18 protein-coding genes are annotated in these 18225 nt (G+C 59.3%); 9 read left to right on the top strand and 9 right to left on the bottom strand.

The genetic code is table 11. From position 1 onward, the window contains the following. Positions 1-199 precede the first annotated feature (199 nt). Both FTE24_RS14500 and ribD read left to right on the top strand, forming a co-directional pair. The gene (locus FTE24_RS14500) at positions 200-988 is read left to right on the top strand and encodes a GTP cyclohydrolase II (RefSeq protein WP_150233793.1); all 789 of its coding nucleotides are present in this window, start codon (positions 200-202) and stop codon (positions 986-988) included. 6 nt (positions 989-994) lie between these two features. Then, positions 995-2092, top strand: a complete 1098-nt coding sequence (gene ribD, locus FTE24_RS14495) for a bifunctional diaminohydroxyphosphoribosylaminopyrimidine deaminase/5-amino-6-(5-phosphoribosylamino)uracil reductase RibD (RefSeq protein ID WP_150233792.1) — start codon at positions 995-997, stop codon at positions 2090-2092. Positions 2093-2628: 536 nt separating this feature from the next. Here ribD and FTE24_RS14490 read toward each other — a convergent pair. Continuing rightward, complete coding sequence (locus tag FTE24_RS14490) at positions 2629-3561, bottom strand: cation diffusion facilitator family transporter (protein WP_150233991.1); 933 nt, start codon at positions 3559-3561, stop codon at positions 2629-2631. A 488-nt stretch (positions 3562-4049) separates the two neighbouring features. Further along, positions 4050-4907: an NAD(+) diphosphatase gene (nudC, locus tag FTE24_RS14485; protein ID WP_337190057.1), complete on the bottom strand. Its 858-nt coding sequence runs from the start codon at positions 4905-4907 to the stop codon at positions 4050-4052. Positions 4908-5057: 150 nt separating this feature from the next. On the opposite strand from nudC, the gene FTE24_RS14480 reads away from it, so the two are divergent. After that, positions 5058-6155, top strand: coding sequence for a threonine aldolase family protein (locus FTE24_RS14480; protein ID WP_150233790.1), 1098 nt, complete (start codon positions 5058-5060; stop codon positions 6153-6155). Between the two features lie 139 nt (positions 6156-6294). On the opposite strand, the gene FTE24_RS14475 is transcribed toward FTE24_RS14480, so the two are convergent. Together FTE24_RS14475 and FTE24_RS14470 are read right to left on the bottom strand one after the other, a co-directional pair. After that, positions 6295-6828 carry an EVE domain-containing protein gene (locus tag FTE24_RS14475; RefSeq protein ID WP_150233788.1) on the bottom strand — a complete coding sequence of 178 codons (534 nt, stop codon included), beginning with the start codon at positions 6826-6828 and terminating at the stop codon, positions 6295-6297. A gap of 38 nt (positions 6829-6866) precedes the next feature. Further along, positions 6867-7772 (bottom strand): SDR family NAD(P)-dependent oxidoreductase, encoded by a 906-nt coding sequence (locus tag FTE24_RS14470; protein WP_150233786.1) that lies wholly within the window; start codon positions 7770-7772, stop codon positions 6867-6869. Positions 7773-7977: 205 nt separating this feature from the next. On the opposite strand from FTE24_RS14470, the gene FTE24_RS14465 reads away from it, so the two are divergent. Then, the gene (locus tag FTE24_RS14465) at positions 7978-8442 is read left to right on the top strand and encodes a MerR family transcriptional regulator (protein ID WP_337190056.1); all 465 of its coding nucleotides are present in this window, start codon (positions 7978-7980) and stop codon (positions 8440-8442) included. A 259-nt stretch (positions 8443-8701) separates the two neighbouring features. Here the strand turns inward: FTE24_RS14465 and FTE24_RS14460 are convergent, their stop codons facing one another. Beyond that, entirely contained in the window at positions 8702-9403 is a 702-nt protein-coding gene (locus FTE24_RS14460; protein WP_150233784.1) for a type II toxin-antitoxin system PemK/MazF family toxin, read from the bottom strand. Positions 9404-9585: 182 nt separating this feature from the next. Beyond that, complete coding sequence (locus FTE24_RS14455; RefSeq protein WP_150233783.1) at positions 9586-10461, bottom strand: aldose 1-epimerase family protein; 876 nt, start codon at positions 10459-10461, stop codon at positions 9586-9588. A gap of 180 nt (positions 10462-10641) precedes the next feature. Between FTE24_RS14455 and FTE24_RS14450 the strand changes: the two genes are divergently transcribed. From FTE24_RS14450 to FTE24_RS14440, 3 genes are all read left to right on the top strand, one after another. Continuing rightward, the gene (locus FTE24_RS14450) at positions 10642-11133 is read left to right on the top strand and encodes a peptide-methionine (S)-S-oxide reductase MsrA (protein WP_150233781.1); all 492 of its coding nucleotides are present in this window, start codon (positions 10642-10644) and stop codon (positions 11131-11133) included. A gap of 213 nt (positions 11134-11346) precedes the next feature. After that, positions 11347-12108, top strand: coding sequence for a tetratricopeptide repeat protein (locus tag FTE24_RS14445; RefSeq protein ID WP_141448023.1), 762 nt, complete (start codon positions 11347-11349; stop codon positions 12106-12108). A gap of 118 nt (positions 12109-12226) precedes the next feature. Next, positions 12227-12817 (top strand): GNAT family N-acetyltransferase, encoded by a 591-nt coding sequence (locus FTE24_RS14440; RefSeq protein ID WP_150233779.1) that lies wholly within the window; start codon positions 12227-12229, stop codon positions 12815-12817. A gap of 118 nt (positions 12818-12935) precedes the next feature. Here the strand turns inward: FTE24_RS14440 and FTE24_RS14435 are convergent, their stop codons facing one another. Beyond that, the gene (locus FTE24_RS14435; protein ID WP_150233777.1) at positions 12936-14039 is read right to left on the bottom strand and encodes a Gfo/Idh/MocA family protein; all 1104 of its coding nucleotides are present in this window, start codon (positions 14037-14039) and stop codon (positions 12936-12938) included. Positions 14040-14079: 40 nt separating this feature from the next. Next, the gene (locus tag FTE24_RS14430) at positions 14080-14739 is read right to left on the bottom strand and encodes a ThuA domain-containing protein (RefSeq protein WP_141448026.1); all 660 of its coding nucleotides are present in this window, start codon (positions 14737-14739) and stop codon (positions 14080-14082) included. Between the two features lie 162 nt (positions 14740-14901). On the opposite strand from FTE24_RS14430, the gene FTE24_RS14425 reads away from it, so the two are divergent. Together FTE24_RS14425 and FTE24_RS14420 are read left to right on the top strand one after the other, a co-directional pair. Next, positions 14902-15747 carry an AraC family transcriptional regulator gene (locus FTE24_RS14425; RefSeq protein WP_141448027.1) on the top strand — a complete coding sequence of 282 codons (846 nt, stop codon included), beginning with the start codon at positions 14902-14904 and terminating at the stop codon, positions 15745-15747. A gap of 307 nt (positions 15748-16054) precedes the next feature. Continuing rightward, positions 16055-17362 carry a hypothetical protein gene (locus FTE24_RS14420; protein WP_150233775.1) on the top strand — a complete coding sequence of 436 codons (1308 nt, stop codon included), beginning with the start codon at positions 16055-16057 and terminating at the stop codon, positions 17360-17362. Between the two features lie 641 nt (positions 17363-18003). Here FTE24_RS14420 and FTE24_RS14415 read toward each other — a convergent pair. After that, positions 18004-18225 (bottom strand): hypothetical protein (locus tag FTE24_RS14415; protein WP_160441774.1); only part of this gene is annotated, 222 nt, incomplete at its 5' end.

The following is an 18225-nucleotide window of genomic DNA, read 5'->3' as shown; positions in this document are numbered from 1 at the left end:
TTTTTGGCAAAGGTGATCCAAGTCGGGACTGCGTGCGAATAGTTGGAGAGGAAGCTCCAGACAAGGCCGACTACCGGTCTCGAAGCACGGTTATTACGCATCACAAGCACGGCGATCCGTCGCAGCGCACCTGCCGTTTCAGCCGCAGCCCGCCTGCACGCCGCCGTCTTCACCAATACGAAAATAAGGATGTGTCACCATGCTGAACAACAGCGCAGCTTTCATGCTCAAAGACAGAATTCATCATGTTCCTTCCGTTCTGAATCCGAAGGAAGGCTACGTGCTGGTCGGTCCGATCACGCTTCCGGTCAATCTGGAAGGCGAGACGATCGTGTTCCGCTGGTACAGCTGGATGAAAGAACCCGAAGGCGGCAAGGACATGTCCGCCGAAGCGCTGATCCGCAGCCTGCCGACGATGGATCTGGCCGAAGGCCAGCAGTCCAGCGTTCTGGTCTACGGCGATTTCGAGCATTCGCACGATGCCGTCATCCGTATGCACAGCATCTGCCATACCGGCGACATTTTCGGCAGCAAGCGCTGCGACTGCGGCTACCAGCTGCACCAGTCGATGAAGATGATCGTGGAGCACGGCTCCGGGGCGCTGTTCTATCTGGCGAACCACGAAGGACGCGGCATCGGCCTGTTCAGCAAAGCGATGGCTTACGTGCTGCAGGAACAGGGCATGGATACCGTGGAAGCGAATCTCGCACTCGGCTTCGAAGACGATACCCGCAATTACGACGGCGCGATCGGCGTGCTGAAATATTTGCGCCCGCTGCCGGTCACGCTCATTACGAACAACCCGCGCAAGCTCGAAGCGCTCAGAGCTTCCGGCATGAACGTGTCCGGGCGCACGCCGCTGTGGGGCGACGTGTCCGAGTTCAACGAGAAGTATCTGCGGACGAAGGTCAGCCGGTCCGGCCACTTCGCGACGCAAAACCCGATCGAAGGCGTGGCGGAACTTCCGGCCGTCGAAGGAGGAGACTGACGAGGCATGAACGAACGGTCCCTTCACGAAAAATATATGCGCCTCGCGCTTGAGAACGCGCGCGCCGCGCAGGGTCAGACCGCGCCGAATCCGCTCGTCGGCTCGGTCATCGTCAATGACGGCCGCCTGGTCGGCATCGGCGCCCATCTGAAGCCGGGCGAGCCGCACGCGGAGATTCACGCGCTGCGCATGGCCGGCGACCATGCCCGCGGCGCGACGATCTACGTCACGCTTGAACCGTGCTCGCATCACGGCCGCACCGGCCCCTGCGCCGAAGCGATCGTGCGGGCGGGGCTTGCGCGCGTCGTCGTGGCCGCGCCCGATCCGAACCCGCTCGTCGCGGGCAGCGGCATCCGAATTCTGCGCGATGCCGGCATCGAAGTGATCGAAGGCGTGCTGCGCGAAGAGTCCGAACGGTTGAACGAAGTGTTCAATCGCTACATCGTCAGCAAGCGCCCGTTCGTCACGGTCAAATCGGCCGTGACGATGGACGGCAAGATCGCGACGCGCAGCAGCAGCAGCCGCTGGATCACGTCCGCGGAAGCCCGCGAAGACGTGCATCGCCTGCGCCACGAGAGCGGCGCGATCCTGGTCGGCGTGCAGACGATTCTGCACGACGATTCGCAGCTGAACACGCGGCTGCCCGGCGGTCGCAATCCGCTGCGCGTCGTGCTGGACAGCACGCTGCGCATCCCGGAGCATGCCCGGGTGATCACGGACGGCGAAGCGCCGACGTGGATCTTCACCGGATCGCAGGCCGATCCGGATAAGCGCAAGCGTCTCGAAGCCGCCGGCGTGCGCGTCATCGAGACGTCGGGCGAGCGAGTGAACCTGAACGAGGTGCTCGACGCGCTCGGCGCGGGCGAGATCTCTTCGTTGCTCGTCGAAGGCGGCGGCCAGGTGATCGCTTCGTTCGTCGAGCAGGACCTTGCGGACAAGCTCGTGCTGTACATGGCGCCCAAGCTTGTCGGCGGCAAGGACGCCCCGACCTTTATCGAAGGTCTGGGCATCTCCGACATGAACGATGCCGTGCAGCTGACCGGCCTGCGTGCCGAGCCGCTCGGACCGGACCTGAAGTTCGAAGCTTATTTTCCGAAGAAATAAGTTCGAATCGCACAGGCGCGAAAGTTCGAATCCCGTATGAGCGATACAGAGATGCAAAAAGGCCGATGTTTCCCGCAAGGGAAGCATCGGCCTTTTACTTGTATTCCCGAAAATAACTGCCTGAGGACAGTTATTTTCCTCTGTTTGGTCTGCGCGGAGACAAATAACTGCGTAGGAGCAGTTATTTGGTCGCCCAAGCGCCGAAACCCTTCTTTTTCCGCAAAATAAGTGTTCCTGCGCAGTTAATCGCCTTCGGACAGCTTTTTCGCTCGAATAAGTGTCGTCAGGACGTTAATTTCACGATCATCCCGATCCCGAGTGATCCCGATCCCGCGCGTCGAACGGCATCTCCGTCCGCACCTCGCGATTTGCCGGGTCGGAAACCGCGGCGGCTGCTTTTGCGCGATACCGGATCGAGCCCGGTACCCAAACTCGCTGCCTGAGTCCCGCTGCCCAAGCCCGGTACCCGAACTCAACGCCCGCATACGCCGAACCCGCGTATCGAACTCCGCTGCCCTAACTCCGGCGCAAGCGACCTAGTTTTTCTCCAGATCGGCTTCCCGGCGCTTCCAGCTGGTCTGGCCGTCGTCTTCGACGATCGAGATCGCCGCGTCGGCGATGTCGGGGTTGGTCGTCAGCTCTTTCTGGATACGGAGCTTGATGTCGTCGGCTTCGCCGAGCGTCAGGCCTGTGCGCAGTTCCACGACGGCGTCCACGTGGTAGTAGCGGCCTTCCTGAATGATGCGCATGCTCTCGATATCGCGCACGTCGGTATCGCCGAGAATGGCCGACGACACGCCGTCTTCGACGTCCTGCGGCGCGGAGACGCCGATCAGGCCGATCATGTTGTCGTAGCCGACGCGGAACGCGACAGCGATCATCAGCACGCCGATCAGCGTCGTCGCGATGCCGTCGATCAATGCGAAGTTGGTGAAGGCGATAACGACGACGGCCACGAGGGCGAAGAACGCGCCGAGCACGGCGACGATGTCTTCATAGAACACGAGGCGCGTCGGAGGGGCGGCGCGACCGACGTTTTTGAACGCGGCCGGCAGCAGGGCGAAGCCCGACGCTTTGGGCGCCCGCGCTTCTTTGAGAATTTCCTTCGAGGCCTTGATCAGGATGGCCCCGTCGACGACGATGTTCAGGATCAGCACGCCGACGTTGATCCAGAAGCCGCTCGAAGCTTCGGCCGGATGCTGAAGCAGGTGGATGCCTTCGTGGATCGTTTCGTACGCCATGATCGTGACGACGATGACCGCGATCATGCAGAAAATGTTGATGACGCGCCCGAAGCCGACCGGGAAACGGCGGCTCGGACGGCGTTCGGACAGCACGCTGCCGACGAACACGAAGCCCTGGTTCACGGCGTCCGCGAGCGAGTGCATGGCCGAGGCGAACATCGCGCCGCTGCCCGTGAAGGCCGCGGCCGCGCCTTTGGCGGCGGCGAGCACGGCATTGCCGGCCATGGCGACGGCGGAAGACGTATTGCCTTTTTTGATTAACGCACCCAGCGTTTCGGGCGGCAGTTCGGATGACGGTTTGGCTTGAGCCACGAACGATTCCTCCTTGTGGATCGAATGATGGAGACTTGCACGTACAGATTTGGACTTAACAGACTTGGACGTCCCAGACTCGGGCGTACCGGCTTGGCAGACGGATTGCCGTGAAACGGATACTGCATTATGTAGGAAAACATGCGGGAAAGCGCCTGGCGTCCCCGGTATTGCGCGGTACTGCACGGTACTGCGCCGCAGCACCGCCCTCGTTATATGTACCCGGAATCGGCGGAGCGGAACACGCCGCCGATTCTTTTTTTATGGAGCGAAAACGATTTTCTCTTATTCTCCTCAAACATGCCTCTCGAACGTCCCTCTTGAATACGGGCGCCCGGACCGGAGAACCCTTGGACCGACCGGACGGTATCAGGAATCACCCGCCGCATCCGGGGTCTGCTTCATTCTGGCCGACTGCCGTATTGTTCCGCGTACCAATCGATCATTCGGCGCGCGATGCTGCCTCTCGGCGGGATATTGGGCAGTTCGTCCGGGCCGAACCAGTTCGCTTCCGCGATTTCTTCGCCGTCGACCGTAATCTCGCCGCTCTCGTACTCCGCCACGAATCCGATCATAAGCGAATTGGGAAAAGGCCACGGTTGGCTGTCGAAGTAGCGAATCTTGCCGAGCGTCAGGCCGATTTCTTCCATCGTCTCGCGCCGCACGCAGTCTTCGAGCGTCTCGCCGGCTTCCAGGAATCCCGCGATCAACCCGTGCATTTTGTTCGGAAAACGGGCCGAATGCGCCAGCAGAATCTTGCCGTCTTTGAGGATGGCGGTGATGACGGCGGGCGAGATACGCGGATAATGGCGCAGTCCGCATTGGGGACACACTTTGGCATGTTCGTGGCCGGCGGGAGCAAGCGGCGCTGCGCAGCGTCCGCAGAACCGGTGGGTATCGTCCCAATTCAGCATTTGCAGCGCGCGTCCGGCGACATGGAACAGGTCTTCGTCCATCATGTCGTACAGCGGACGCAGCGAATGGAAAGCAAAGCCGTCCAGCGGCTCGGCATCGTCCGGCGCTTCGGCAGCGTAGCAGGGAGCGCCGTCGAGCAGGCCGAGAAACAGCGAGCGAACCGGCGTGAAGCCAAGCGTCTCCGCGTGCTGCGCGCTCGGCACGGCATCAAGGCCCGTTCGGTCGCTCAGGAGCAGTTGGCCGGTATTCGACCGGAAAACGAACCAGTAAGCCGGGGTATCCGAAGGTTCCGCGCTCAGCGCGGGGAGGTAACGGTCATAGATGCTCGGTTTGGACAGGGTCACGGTAACAGAACCTTTCGGAGTGGAATGGTCAAGCTTGTCTTCCTTATTATGAGAGGATAGCGGAGGCGGAGCAAGAGGCGTACAATATCCGTAACAGACAAGCGGAAGCGAACTCTCGTGAACCTTTCGCAAAAAGGAGGATTTTTCAGCATGAATCAACCGTTAAATTTGGGTGAGACGTTTCGGCAGGCGGAGTACCGTACGGCGGGGAACGGCCCGAGAAACGTAGGCGTGCTGCTCGATGCCATCAAAGGCGTCGACGCGGACACTCCGAGCGACATGTACGGCCGCGGCGAGCTGATCGAGAAGTTCGAGCGCAAGCTTGCGCGGATGCTGGGCAAGGAATCGGCTGTCTTTTTCCCGAGCGGCACGATGGCCCAGCAGATCGCGCTGCGCATCTGGAGCGACCGCAAAGGCGGCAGGACCGTCGCCTATCATCCGCTCTGCCACCTGGAGATCCACGAGCAGGACGGCTTGAAGGAGCTGCATCATCTGGAGCCGGTGCTTCTGGCGGACAAAGATCGGCTCATTACGCTGGACGACGTGCAGCAGATGCCGGATTCCGTCGTCTGCCTGCTGCTCGAACTGCCCCAGCGCGAGATCGGCGGCCAACTGCCGGAGTACGCGGAGCTTGAAGCGATCTCGGCCTACTGCCGGGAACGGGGCATCGCGCTGCATCTGGACGGCGCCAGACTGTTCGAGATTTTGCCGCATTACGACAAAACGGCGGCAGAAGTCTGCGCGCTGTTCGACAGCGTCTACGTCTCCTTCTACAAAGGCGTGGGCGGGATCGCCGGCGCGATGCTGGTCGGTGATACGGACCTTTCGGCACAGGCAAAAGTGTGGAAAAGACGGCACGGCGGCGATCTGATCAGCCTGTATCCGTACATTCTCAGCTCGGAGTATTATCTCGATCTGCGCCTGCCGCGGATGGCACGCTATTACGGGGAAGCGCGGGAACTGGCGGCGCTGTACAACGCACAGCCGGGCATTCGCACGCTGCCGGAAGTGCCGGTGTCGAACATGTTCCATCTGTATTTCGACGTCCCGGCGGAAGTCGGCGAAGCGGTCGTCGCGGAGGTGCAGGCCGAGACCGGTGTCGGTTTGGCCGCCTACCTTAGAGACAACGGCGAAGCGTCGTGCTCGACGGAAGTGTCGATCGGCGACTCGTACGAGGCGGTGCCCGCCGTCAGGCTGCGCGAAGCGATCGAACGGCTAGGCCGGCGGCTCTCGGAAGTCCGGGGCTAAGACCGGATCAGGACCGGATCAGGACCGGGTCAGGACCGGATCAAGGCCGCTTCAAGGGTAGATTCCGGAAAAAGAAGCAGCCGCCGCGATCAGGTTCGATACCTGATCGCGGCGGCTGCTTGGCGTGCTTTTTTTACCATTAAAATTCGAGCTGCCGTTCGTGCGGCGGGGAAGGAATGGCGCCGTGTTCGCCTGCTTCCGCTTGCGGTTCCAGCATCCTGTCCGCGATCAGCCGGAAATCTTCCGGCGTGATCTCGAACTGGCCGAACCGAAACGCTTGTCCCCAACTGCGGCGTCCCTGCGTGAAGGACAACCGTTCGAGCAGCGCCTGGATGCGTACCGGCTTCGCGGGCATGTAGTGCATGTCGCGCCGATACGGCGCAAACGTATCGCTCGCTTGATAGCGGTAGACCCGCTCGTCGGCGACCCGACCGATCGCCGTAAAAGCTTGCAGCGGCGAGCCGCCGTTCATCTCCGTGCGCGGCGAATAATAGATCAGCCAATCGCCGGGCTTCATCCGCCGGAGCGATCCGGCTTTGCCGTGGCAGGTCTGTGCGATACCCTGCTCAAGCGCATGGCCGACGTGGGACGCGGAGACGACGGCGATCCAATAGCGAACGCCGGGAAGAGCGGGATCGGCCGACAGGGAAGGGACGGATTGTGTGTGTGTCATGGGGAACCTCCAAGGTATGCGTGATAGGTTCCTTCATCTTACAGGGGCGCTGCTGACACCGTAGCGTCAGTAGTCTTTTCACGCATCAGGATTTGAAATTCCTCGCGGTAGATGCGGTCCACGTTGTCCAGCACGGCCTGAGCCTGATCGGCAAACTTGAGCTTGACGATTCCTTTTTTGTCGATCAGCACGCCGGTCTGGTCGCGATACGGGCCAAAAGCCGCTTCGTGCAGCCGCCCGGCGCCCTGCGTCGGCGGAGCGAAAAAGAAGTGCATCAGATAATGGACGGGGAACGGGAGGCCGGATTTTTTGCCTTTGCGAAGCGTGTTGTTGGGGCCGGGATCGGCGCTGCGCAGCAGGATGCCGTCCGCCGCTTCCGCCGGGGCCAGCGCCTGCGTCCAGAGTGACAGCGCAAGCTTGGTGTCCGCGTACGCGCCCGTCAGCGGCTTGAACGTGCCCGGCTTGGCCAGCTTGTCGGGATCGAACTTTTTCGTATAGGCGAACGCGTTCGACGACGTGCCGATGACGGTCTTCAGCGATCCGCGCAGCAGCAGCTCTTTTGTCTCGCGGTAGAGGATATACGGGACGACCGTTTGCAGCTCGTAATGCTTTTCGCGCCCCTGCGGCGAAAATTCGAGCTCCGCCAGACTGCCGCCCGCGTTGTTGAACAGCACGTCGATCGCCGTCTCCTCGTGCCGGATACGCTTCAGCGCCGGGGCCAGCTGCCGGTAATCGGTCAGTTCCGCGGTATAGACCCGCAGCTGCCCTGCGCGGATCGCCGCCGAGATTGCTTCGTCCTCCGCCGCAAACGGCGAACGGATCAGCGCGGCGACGTCCCAGCCTTCGGCCAGCAGTCTGCGCGTCAGTTCCAGACCGATGCCGTTGTTGGCACCGGTAATCAGGGCCGTTCTGCCCGCTGTCGGGGCGGTATGAATATCGTTCATGCTGCATGCCTCCATTCGATTGTTCGATCATGGAGAACAGCATATAACTTGGAGTCGGCTCCAAGTCAACAAACGGTGTGCTGCTTGTTGACTTGGAGACTGGCTCACAAGTCAACAAACGGTGTGTTGCTTCTTGACTTGGAGACTGCATTAAACGGTATACTCGGTTCAACGAACATCAACCGATCAAGGGGAGCGATAGCACGTGGCCGAACAAACAATCCGCCAGGCGGAGACGACAGAAGGATACACGATCAAGCAGACTACGGAGCTGACCGGCCTGCCGGGAGACACGATCCGTTATTACGAGAAGATCGGGCTGCTGCCGAGAGCGAAGCGCAAAGCCAACACCCACCGCATCTATGCCGAGAGCGACGTGCAGACGATGAAGCTGATCCTGTGCCTCAAAAAAACCGGCATGCCGCTGGAGGAAATGAAGCCCTATCTGGACATGTCCCGTACCGGAGACCTCGCCGATACGCCGGAAGCGTTCGAGCGCATCCGGCAGTACCGGGCCGAAGTGCTGGAGCAGATGTCTTCGCTGCAAACGATCGTCGATTTTATCGACCTCAAGCTGTCGCAGGGCACGCTGCTGAACGAGCGCGATTGCGACGCCGACCCGCAGGAAGGGCCGGGATTGCCGGCGAAGCGAGACAGCAATTTTCGGTGAATCAGGCAGAAAATAGCGAGACGGGGCGACGAGGGCTAGCCTACTATCCTGTTATTAAAAAGCAGGACGGATTATTTCGCTCAACATAAAAAGGATCTCACCTTTGAAGGCGAGATCCTTGATTATTGTGCCGGGGCACAGGGCGTAAAGCCCAAATCCATCGAATGTTTACACATTCAGAGCGCAAGGCTCAAACTTATAGAATCGCTGCTTATATTCTTATTATAGCCGGGTTATTTGTTGAAAACAATCCTATCCTTTAATCTTCTAACGTATTTCTTAACAACATGATTTCTTCTTTTTGATCTTCGATTATTTTTTGTAATTCATCCAATTGAGTTTGCAACTGATGCTTCTCTTGCTCATCTTTTTTTGCCGTCATAGGAGCAAGATAAGCAATCAATTTTCTGTCAAGTTCGTCAAGTTTAACGGGGTCACTGACTTTTCCTCCAAGATTTAAAATTCGACCTTTATCGATATACTTGATTTGATCCAATTTTATTCCGCAGTTGCTTGTCATATTTCCTTGATTCGGCACTTTTCTTTCCAACGAAACATGATAATTTTTTCCGGAGTTATAGGCGGATCTACCAATCACCGCCACAATAACTCCGTCTCTATTTCCTGCCAACACCATAGCAGGTCTGTTTTTTTTCTGTTCAGTGCCTATGTGTCCGAAAATATCAATATTAACGATCTTTCCCCGACCGATACCTGGCGTTGCCGAATAGGGTCCGGAATAACTTCCTCTACTATCTTGACTGTACATGTCAAACCCTAAAATCCAATCTGAAGCGGTCTCCAAGGTCAGTGTTTCTCTCAAATGTCTGACAAGTTCGTAGGAAAGGTCATGAACTTCAGCCGTAAACTTTGGATCTGTATTAGCCTGCTTTCCATCACAGTGTCTAAGAGTCGTTCCAGGCACTTTTCTTTTTAAATCTTTGTAATATTGCCTATCCATCTTCCCCTCCAACAATTATTCCTTTTAATTACTTATAAATAAAAACAAACTAAAAATAATTTTAATAATGTCAGATGATTTGAAAATATGCAATGATTCTTTTGGGAAGTTTAAATAGGATAGAAGGCCAGGATAAACTCTTAATTTATGCCAATGTTTAAATGATCAGCCTCAATCACCGATCAACCGACCTCAATCACCAAAGCCGCTTCAAAATACTCGCCCGGCTCAAGTCCGACGGCAAGCTCTTTGTTTTTGAGTTCGCCGTCGAAGCCATCCGCGTCGGCGAGGCCGTGCCACGGTTCGATGCAGATGAACGGCGCATTTTGAGGCTGCCAGACGCCGAGGTACGGGAAGTTTTCGTACGAGACGGTCACGCTGCGTTCGCTTTTGTCGCTTCTCAGCGCCACGCGTTCCGATTTGACGTCGCGGAAGATCATGGCGCCTTCTTCGAACTGCGCGCGCGTCAGCGGCAGCACGGTTCCTTTTTCCAAAACGATCTCCGATTTGTCCGGGATCTGGATATTGCCGCCCGTCACGAAAAAGCGTTCCAGCGTCTCTTCCCGTTCGAACTCCAACCGATAGTCTTCGAAATCGCCTTCGCCGCCGATCGGGCAGTTGAACGCGGGGTGCGTGCCGAGCTGGAAATGGATGCGTTTGTCGTCTTCGTTATCCACCCGGTACTGGATGCGCAGGGTCGAACCTTCCAGCGTATAGGTGAGCGTGAGCGCGAATCGGTACGGGTACATGGCAAGCGTCTCGTCGTCGTACGACAGATGGAACACGGCCCGCGCCGCGTCCGATTCGACGAGCCGGAACTCGCGATTGCGGGCGAAACCGTGGTTTTTGAGCTCGTACGTGCCGCCTTCCGCGCGCATTTTGCCTTCGTACACCGACCCGACGATCGGGAACAGCACCGGCGAACGGCCTGTCCAGAAAGCGGCGTCGCCGCTCCACATGTACTCGAGGCCCGTATCTGTGCGTTTGAAGCTGACCAGTTCCGCGCCGAGCGGCTTGATCTCGACCGTGGCCGTGTCGCTGCTTAAAATTGCGTTCATAGGTTCTTCCCTCCGGGTGAATGATTTTGTGAAGCTTGAACTGCCTTTAGTGTAGCAAAAAAAGCACCGCCGTAAAAACGCCTCAGGCGCTTGCGGGCGGGCGGCGGACGCGCAGATTGGCTATAATGGAGAAAAGCGCGGCTTAGGTTTGGATCCAATCCCGACAGGAGGTTATCCGTCATGACCGAACCAAATCCGATTCGCGAGCAGCTGACCTTCGCCATGGGCTGCTTCTGGGGACCGGAAGACCGCTTCGCCCGGGTTCCCGGCGTCACGGCCACGCGCGTGGGCTACTGCGGCGGCGATACGCCGTCCGCCTTGACCCCGCCGCCTGCTCCGACCCATCGCCGCCTCGGCGGGCATTCCGAGGCGGTCGAAGTGGAGTTCGATCCGCGGATCGTGCCGCTGGAAGAGCTGCTCCGAAAGTTCTGGAACGAGCACAATCCGGCGGTCGTCGAAGGGTACAAACCGGACGATTCCCGCTACCGCTCGATCCTGTTTTACCGAAGCGAAGAGCAGCGGGCGGCGATGGAGCGGCTGCGCGGCGAGCCGGCGGGCGCAGGGCGCAGCCGCGAGTTGACCGCGCTGCGTCCGCTCGGCGTGTTCTACCCGGCGGAAGAGAAGCATCAGCGGTACGAGGCGAAGAAGCGGCAAAGAAAAGGTGCCGGGTAGCGCAGCAGAAGCCGCATAAGCAGCAGAAAAGATGCAGCCTGCGGCGGCCCGGGCTATTTTTAACGGATCGCACGGACGCTTCTCATAGGCTTTGCCTACGGATTTCTGACCTTGATCCTGTGGGTTCTTGTCTTTTTTCTCGGAAATTCGCGTGTAAACTTCCCGTGGCTTTGCACTTTCGGGTACAATCGTGGCATAGGGGAGGGGATCCGCATGAACCATTTCGACAAAGGCATCGAGTGCTACAACCGTAGAGATTTCAGGAATGCCGATTTTTATTTTAAAAAAGCGCTGGTGGAAAAAGGAATGGATGCCGTGACTCTCGACTATCTCGGGCGCTGCCGGCTGATGCTGGGCGATTCGCGCGGCGCGCTGGAACTGTTCGATCAGACGATGAAGATGCGGCCGACCTGGGCCAATCCGTATGCCGGCAAAGCGCGGGTCTACGCCAATCGCGGCAAAAACGAGGAAGCCGAAGCGATGGCGCGGCGCGCGCTCATGCTGAACGCGGAATCCGCGGACAGCTGGTCGGTGCTGGCTTATATATGCGAACGCACGACGCGGCTCAAGGAAGCCAAGTCCTGCTATTTGCGCGCAATCGAACTGGACCCGATGCTGGAAGAGGCGCATGTGCATCTGTCCGTCGTCTATTACCAGCTGTGGGAACCGTATTCGAAATGTCTGGAGCAGCTCGACCGGGCGCTGGACATCAATCCGAATTCGACCGACGCGCTGTTCAACAAAGGGCTGATTTACAAAGATTTGCGCCGCCACGGCGCGAGCAAGGCCGTGTTCGAGAAGCTGCTCGCGATCGACCCGGAAGACCGGGAAGCGAACCTGGAGCTGGCGGAGCTGTACAAGCGCGACCGCCAGTACGAGAAAGCGCAGCAGTGCATGGCCCGGGCGCGCGATCGCAGATCGTACGACGGCCGGGTCGGCGGCAGGTCGCAGGATCGCGGCAAGACCGACCGTTAAGGGCGGGCCGGGCGAAGCCCGATTCCGGATCATCAAGCATTCATCAAGCGAAAAAGAGCATAAAAAAACGGGACGAAGCAGCCGCTTCGTTCCGCTTTTGCATAAGGAGACCGATCCCATGACGGAAAAAGAAAACAGGGCAGGCCGCCCGGCGCATTGCACCGGCACGTCCGCCGAACCTCCCGCCGGCACGGTTCCGCCGAACAGTCAGCCCGCCGATGCGGATCACGGCCTCGGCGCCGATGTTATCGAAGTGCGCCGGATTTCGTTCGGCACGGCGGAATACGAACTTGCGCTGAAGCTGCGCGACGAAGTGCTGCGCCGCCCGCTCGGCCTGAGCATCGCGGACGACGATCTGTCCGGCGAGGAAGCCGCGCTGCATATCGGCGCTTTTGCCCGGCGGCGGGGCGGAGCCGGAGCGCGGCTGGTCGGCACGCTGCTGCTGCGCGCCGCAGGCGAGGGGGCGCTGCAAATGAAGCAGGTCGCGGTCGACGAAGCGCTGCGCGGCACCGGAACCGGGCGGCAGCTGGTGCGGTTTGCCGAAGCGCTGGCCGCGCGGCAGGGGTACGGCGAGATCGTGCTGCACGCCCGCGAGACGGCGGCGCCTTTTTACGACAAGCTCGGCTACGAGCGCGAAGGCGAGCGTTTCGAAGAGATCGGCATTCCGCATTATTCGATGCGGAAGCCGCTCGGCGGCGCGCCGGAGTAACGTGCCGCTCTGCATCGCCAAAAAGCCCGAACGACCGGCAGGAGAAAGCGCCGGCGGTTCAGGCTTTTTTGTCGTTTCAATACGGCGGCATGCGGCGGATCTTCGCGGCGCTCGCCGCCTACTCCACGTATCCTTTGACCAGGCCGGTCGGCAGCGGTCGGGGCTGGTCGCACGTCGTGGACAGCTCCGCGTAGACGCCGCTGTCGGAGCTTGTGTGGAACGCGTGCATGATCTCCAGCACGTGGTTCGCGAGTTCGCCGTTTGCGCGCGGCGTGCCGCCGTTCACGATGCAGTGGGCCATATCGGCGATGCCGAGTCCCCGGCTGTTCTCGGCGTATTGGTGCACGACCGGAATCTCTTTGAACTCGTTCCCGCCGGCCGGGCGCAGCAGCACCGGACCGCCGAAGTTGTTCGGATCGGGCACGATCAGCGTGCCCTGCGTGCCGTAGATCTCGATAAACGGCAGCGTGCTGCTCCAGACGTCGAAGCTCGTGATCATCGTCGCGACCGCGCCCCCGCGAAACCGCAGCGTGCCCGCGATATGCGTCGGCACTTCGACGTCGATCTTCTCGCCGAACCGCGGCTCGCTCGTGATCGTGCGCTGCTCGAACGATTTGGCCGTCATCCCCGCGACGGTCTGCGCCGGGCCGAGCAGCGACACGAGCGCCGTCAGGTAATATGGCCCCATATCGAACATCGGGCCGCCGCCGGCCTGGTAATAGAACGCCGGGTTCGGATGCCAGTTCTCGTGGCCGTGGCCCAGCATGAACGCGGTCGCCGCGATCGGCGTTCCGATATAGCCGTCGTCGATCAGCTTGCGCGACGTCTGCAGGCCGGCGCCGAGGAACGTGTCCGGCGCTCCGCCGAGCAGCAGTCCTTTTTCCCGGGCCAGATGCACCAGTTCGCTGCCCTGCTCGGGCGACAGGGAGAGCGGCTTTTCCACATAGACGTGTTTGCCGTGCTCCAGCGCCAGACGGCAGATACGGAAATGGTCGCCCGGCGTCGTCAGGTTGAGCACGATCTCGATCTCCGCGCTCTCCAGAATCTGCTCGGCCGTCCATTGGTTCGCAATGCCGTATTTGTCCGCGGCCGCGGCCATTCGCTCCTCGCTGATATCGGAGATCGCGAACACTTCCGTGTTGGCGAACGTCCGGGTCAGGTTTTCCAGATAGATGCCGCTGATGTTGCCGCAGCCGATGATGCCGATTTTTACTTTGCGCATCGCAGTTTCCGCCTCTCGTCCGTTTGGAATAACTTCACGTTCAGCGGGCTGCCCACAGCAGGCCGCGCCGCATCAGTTCTTTGGCTTCCGGAATATCGAAAATGTTCACCTGGTGGCCGAGCGAGTTGTAGAACACTTTGCCCGCGCCCCAACGTTTGGTGTAGACGACCGGCATGACGATTTCGCCGTTGGCGGAATGCGGGCCTTCGCTGATTTTGAACGTCGTCGTGGCGAGGACGTCCACCACCGGATCGACGTGCAGGTAATACTGCTCCGACTTCACGGTGAAGTCCGGGATATTGTCCACGATCGGGCTCGAAGAAGTGCGCGTCATGCGGACTTCGTATTCTACGCCGTCGTTGAACGGATGCGCCACCCACTGCGATCCGGTCAAAAATTGCCACTCGACGCTGTTGCGGAACGAATCGCACATGCCGCCGTGGCAGCCCGCCATGCCGACGCCGGATTCCACCGCTTTCAGCACCGGCTGAAGCTGTTCGTTGGTGATCTCGCCCATCGTCCATACCGGCACGATCAGGTCGAGCTTCATCAGGCGTTCTTCGTCCAGAAAAGCGTCCAGCGTATAGGCAATCTCCGCTTCAAAACCTTCCTGGCGAAGAATGTCGGCGAAAAGGTCGGCAACTTCCTTCGGCTGGTGTCCGTCCCAGCCTCCGCTTACGATCAAAGCCTGCTTGCTCATGATATCGATCTCCCGTCTCGTATAAGAATAGGCAATCCGCTGATATAAGACTACACTCCCATTGTAAAGGAAGCCCTTACATGAAGCGCGCCATTTTCGTTGCGGGAGTGGACGATTTTTGCTAATATGCACCTATTCGAACACAAGAACGGAGGCGCGGCGATGAGAGCTTTTCACGAAAACCGGATCTACGGCAGCGGTCTGCCGGTCCAGATCTCCAAAGTGCGCAGTATCGATTTTCTGGCGCATTGGCATCATGACCTGGAGTTTATGTACGTCAGCGAAGGCTCGCTTCAGGTCGGGATCAATTCGGAGACTCGGACGCTGCGGGCGGGCGAATTCGCTTTTTGCGGCAGCGGGGACATTCATTACTACGACAGCGGCAAAAGCGAGTCGGAGATCATTCTGGTCGTGTTCAATCCCCGGCTGATCGGCAGCGCGGCGGGTTGGCCGGAAGAAGGCGCGATCCGGTCGCCTTTTATCCCCTATTCGGATACGGGCGAGCGTTCGCCGTTCGAAGAAGAAGCGCTGCGGGAGCTGGCCGGGGTGATGGAGCGGATCGCGGCGGAAGAAGAGGCGGGACGCGAGCAGTCGGATGCCGTCATTACCGGACTGCTGCACATGCTGTGCGGATTGGCGCTGCGCTACGCGTCGGCGGACGGGCCGGGCCGCAGGCGCAGCGCCCGCGCGGCCGCCCATCTCAAGACGACGCAGGAGCTGCTCGATTATCTGGACCGTCATTACACGCGGCCGCTCACGCTTCAAGACGGGGCGGATCGGGCGCGGATGAGCGTGTTCCATTTTTCCCGTTTTTTCAAAAATGTGACCGGCATGAACTACAACACCTACCTCAACGAGCTGCGGATCGGCCGCGCGGAACGTCTGATCGTGGGCACCGACGCCAAGCTGATCGATATCGCGCTGGAATGCGGCTTCGGCAATGTGCGGACGTTCAACCGGGTGTTCCGGCAGCTTCGGGGAGGGACGCCGTCCGATTTGCGGTATTAGGCGGCGTCGGGCTATTTGGGCTAGGTCAGGCTATCAGGCTATTAGATGAAATGGAAATTCGGTAATTAAAAAAAGCGAAAATTGCGAACCGTTCGGCGGTGCGGGGAGTCTTTGTAACGAGGCGCAGGAAGGCGTGCAGGGCCGTGAAAACGACCGCGGCCTTCTCCGTGCGACCTTGATTAACTGCCGAGCCAACATCCAAATATGTACTTTAAAAGAAAATTTTGAAATTTAGCGAACCGTTCGGCAGCGTTGGCCGTCTCTTATGCAGAACCAAAAAAACAGACTCACTCAGGAGGAACAAATTATGAACATTCCATTCAAACCCGCAATGTTGAGCATGGCCCTGGTCATCGGATTTACCGGCGCAAGCGCAGGCGTGGCCGCCGCGGCGACCGCCCCGGCAAACACTTCGACCAACGCTTCGACCAACTCCCCAACGACTGTCCCGACGAATGTACTGGCCGATCCGGACTGGACATACGAAATTCCCGGCGACCGGGGCATCGAAAGCCTGTTCGGTTGGGCGACGCTTGGCGGAGGCAACGTGAACTTCAGAGCCGAACGCGGCGAAAATTCGTTTATCGCGCAGGCCGTCGACCGCAAAAGCGGCGACAAGGTCAACTGGGCTTACGATTTCCGGGGAGACACCAAAGTGCTGACCGGCGGCAGCTTCTATTACGGCAGCAACGGCGACGTCTACTTCCTGAGCAAAAAGTCGGAAGAGAAAAGCTATACGATCCGCGCCGTCGATGCGAAGGGCAAACTGAAATGGACGACGCCGGTCAAAGTGGACGTGGGCGGCAAACTGACGGTGCTGCCAAACGGAGATATCGTTCTGGAGAATACCGTGCAGGAAACGAAAAAAGCGAAAGGCTACACGACGTTCCACACGTTCGGCAGCGATGGCAAGCTCAAAAGCGAGAAGAAAGTGACCGGTTCCGATGGTTTCAGAATGCTGAGCAACGGCCAGGTCATGAGCAGAGACATGGATTCGTTGAAGCTCTACGCCAGCATAAACGCGCTGTCGAAACCTGTCTTGAAACTGAAGATGTCGGAATACGAGAACCTTTTCCATGACTTCCGCACCATGGGTTCCGAACCTGCCATATATTCGTTGAAAGACGGCGGCACGGTGATCGAAACGTACGAAGAAAGAATCGAACCCGGCAAAGAAGGCGAAGTGATCGAGATCGATCCGGACACGATCGACACCAAGCGGAAGCTGGTCGGATTCGACGCCAAAGGCAAGCAAACGTTCGAGCGCTCCCTGGCCAAAGGCGACAACGTGATGGCCACGGGCAGCGGATTCATCCTGCAAAAAGGCACGAAATTCGAAGCGTACGACATCCATAACAAACGGACGGGAGCCGCAGCGCTCGAAGGCAAAGACCTGTGGATGATGCCTTCGCCGAGCGGAGAGGTATCCGTCACGAGCAAAAAAGACGGCAAATTCTATGCGCTCGACGCCAAAACGCTGAAAGCGAACTACGAAGTCGATATGAACGCCGGCGCGGACCGCGTCAAAGGCTACTCCTTCTACTACGCCGGCAAAGGCGAACTGTACACGCTGGAAGCCGGAGAGAAAAAGCTGTCGCGCTACACTTTGAACTAACCGCCGCAACCGCCATTCCTTCTCTGCCGGAACCCCTCTGGCGGGTAAACCCTGTCAAAACCGCCGTCTTCTCCGGAGACGGCGGTTTTTTCGCGGCTGGAGAGAGGGTGAGGGAGAGGGTGGAGGGGGCGGCGGGCGAGGGACGGGCAGCGGGCAGCAGAGGCGGCGGTGAGGGCAGAGGTGATGGTGGGGCGGGTTGCGGAGTGGCGGGCGGAACGGATGGAAGAGCGGATTGGGGAACGGGGTGTGGAGCGGAGTGCAGACCAGGTGGCGGAGTAAATAGATGCGAAAATACAGTTATTTGGCGCGGAAAAGCTATTTTTGCTTGATTAGTTGCGGATATACAGCTATTTCCGCCGGGATACGGCTTGTTCGGCTGTCGGGGGCGAAATAGATGGATATAGGCAGCTATTTTGAATTTGGATCACGACATGGCGGGAATAACTGCTCACAGGCAGTTATTTTGGCGTTCGTGCGGAGGCGGGGAGAGAAGTGTGGCGAAAACTGGGTGCGAAGAGCAGTTGGCAAAGCGTAGGTCGAAGAGCAGGTTGCGAAGTGCGAGTCGTGAAAAGGAAAAAGCCTGCGCAGGGCGCAGACTTCTTCTTGCTTACAGCGAAAAGCCGCGGAGATCCCGGCATTCGTCAGAACCAGGCGCAATACGCATCGGCTCGATCCATGAGATCGAACGAAGACGGCCGTTCCGCCGCGACGGCAGCGAGCAGCTGCCCCGGCATGTCGTCCGGCGAGATTGCGCGCCCGCGAACGCTTTCGGCGGCTGCGCGCCCGCCGAACGCCGGCTCCGCGCCGCGGTCCGCGCCCGCCTCGCGGACCGCACGCGCTCCGCCGGCAGAACTCGCCGGCCC

The sequence above is a fragment of the Saccharibacillus sp. WB 17 genome (assembly GCF_008634075.2).
Lineage (GTDB): Bacteria > Bacillota > Bacilli > Paenibacillales > Paenibacillaceae > Saccharibacillus > Saccharibacillus brassicae.
Note: the sequence above shows the minus strand (reverse complement) of the source record. Positions and strands in the feature narration are given on the sequence as shown.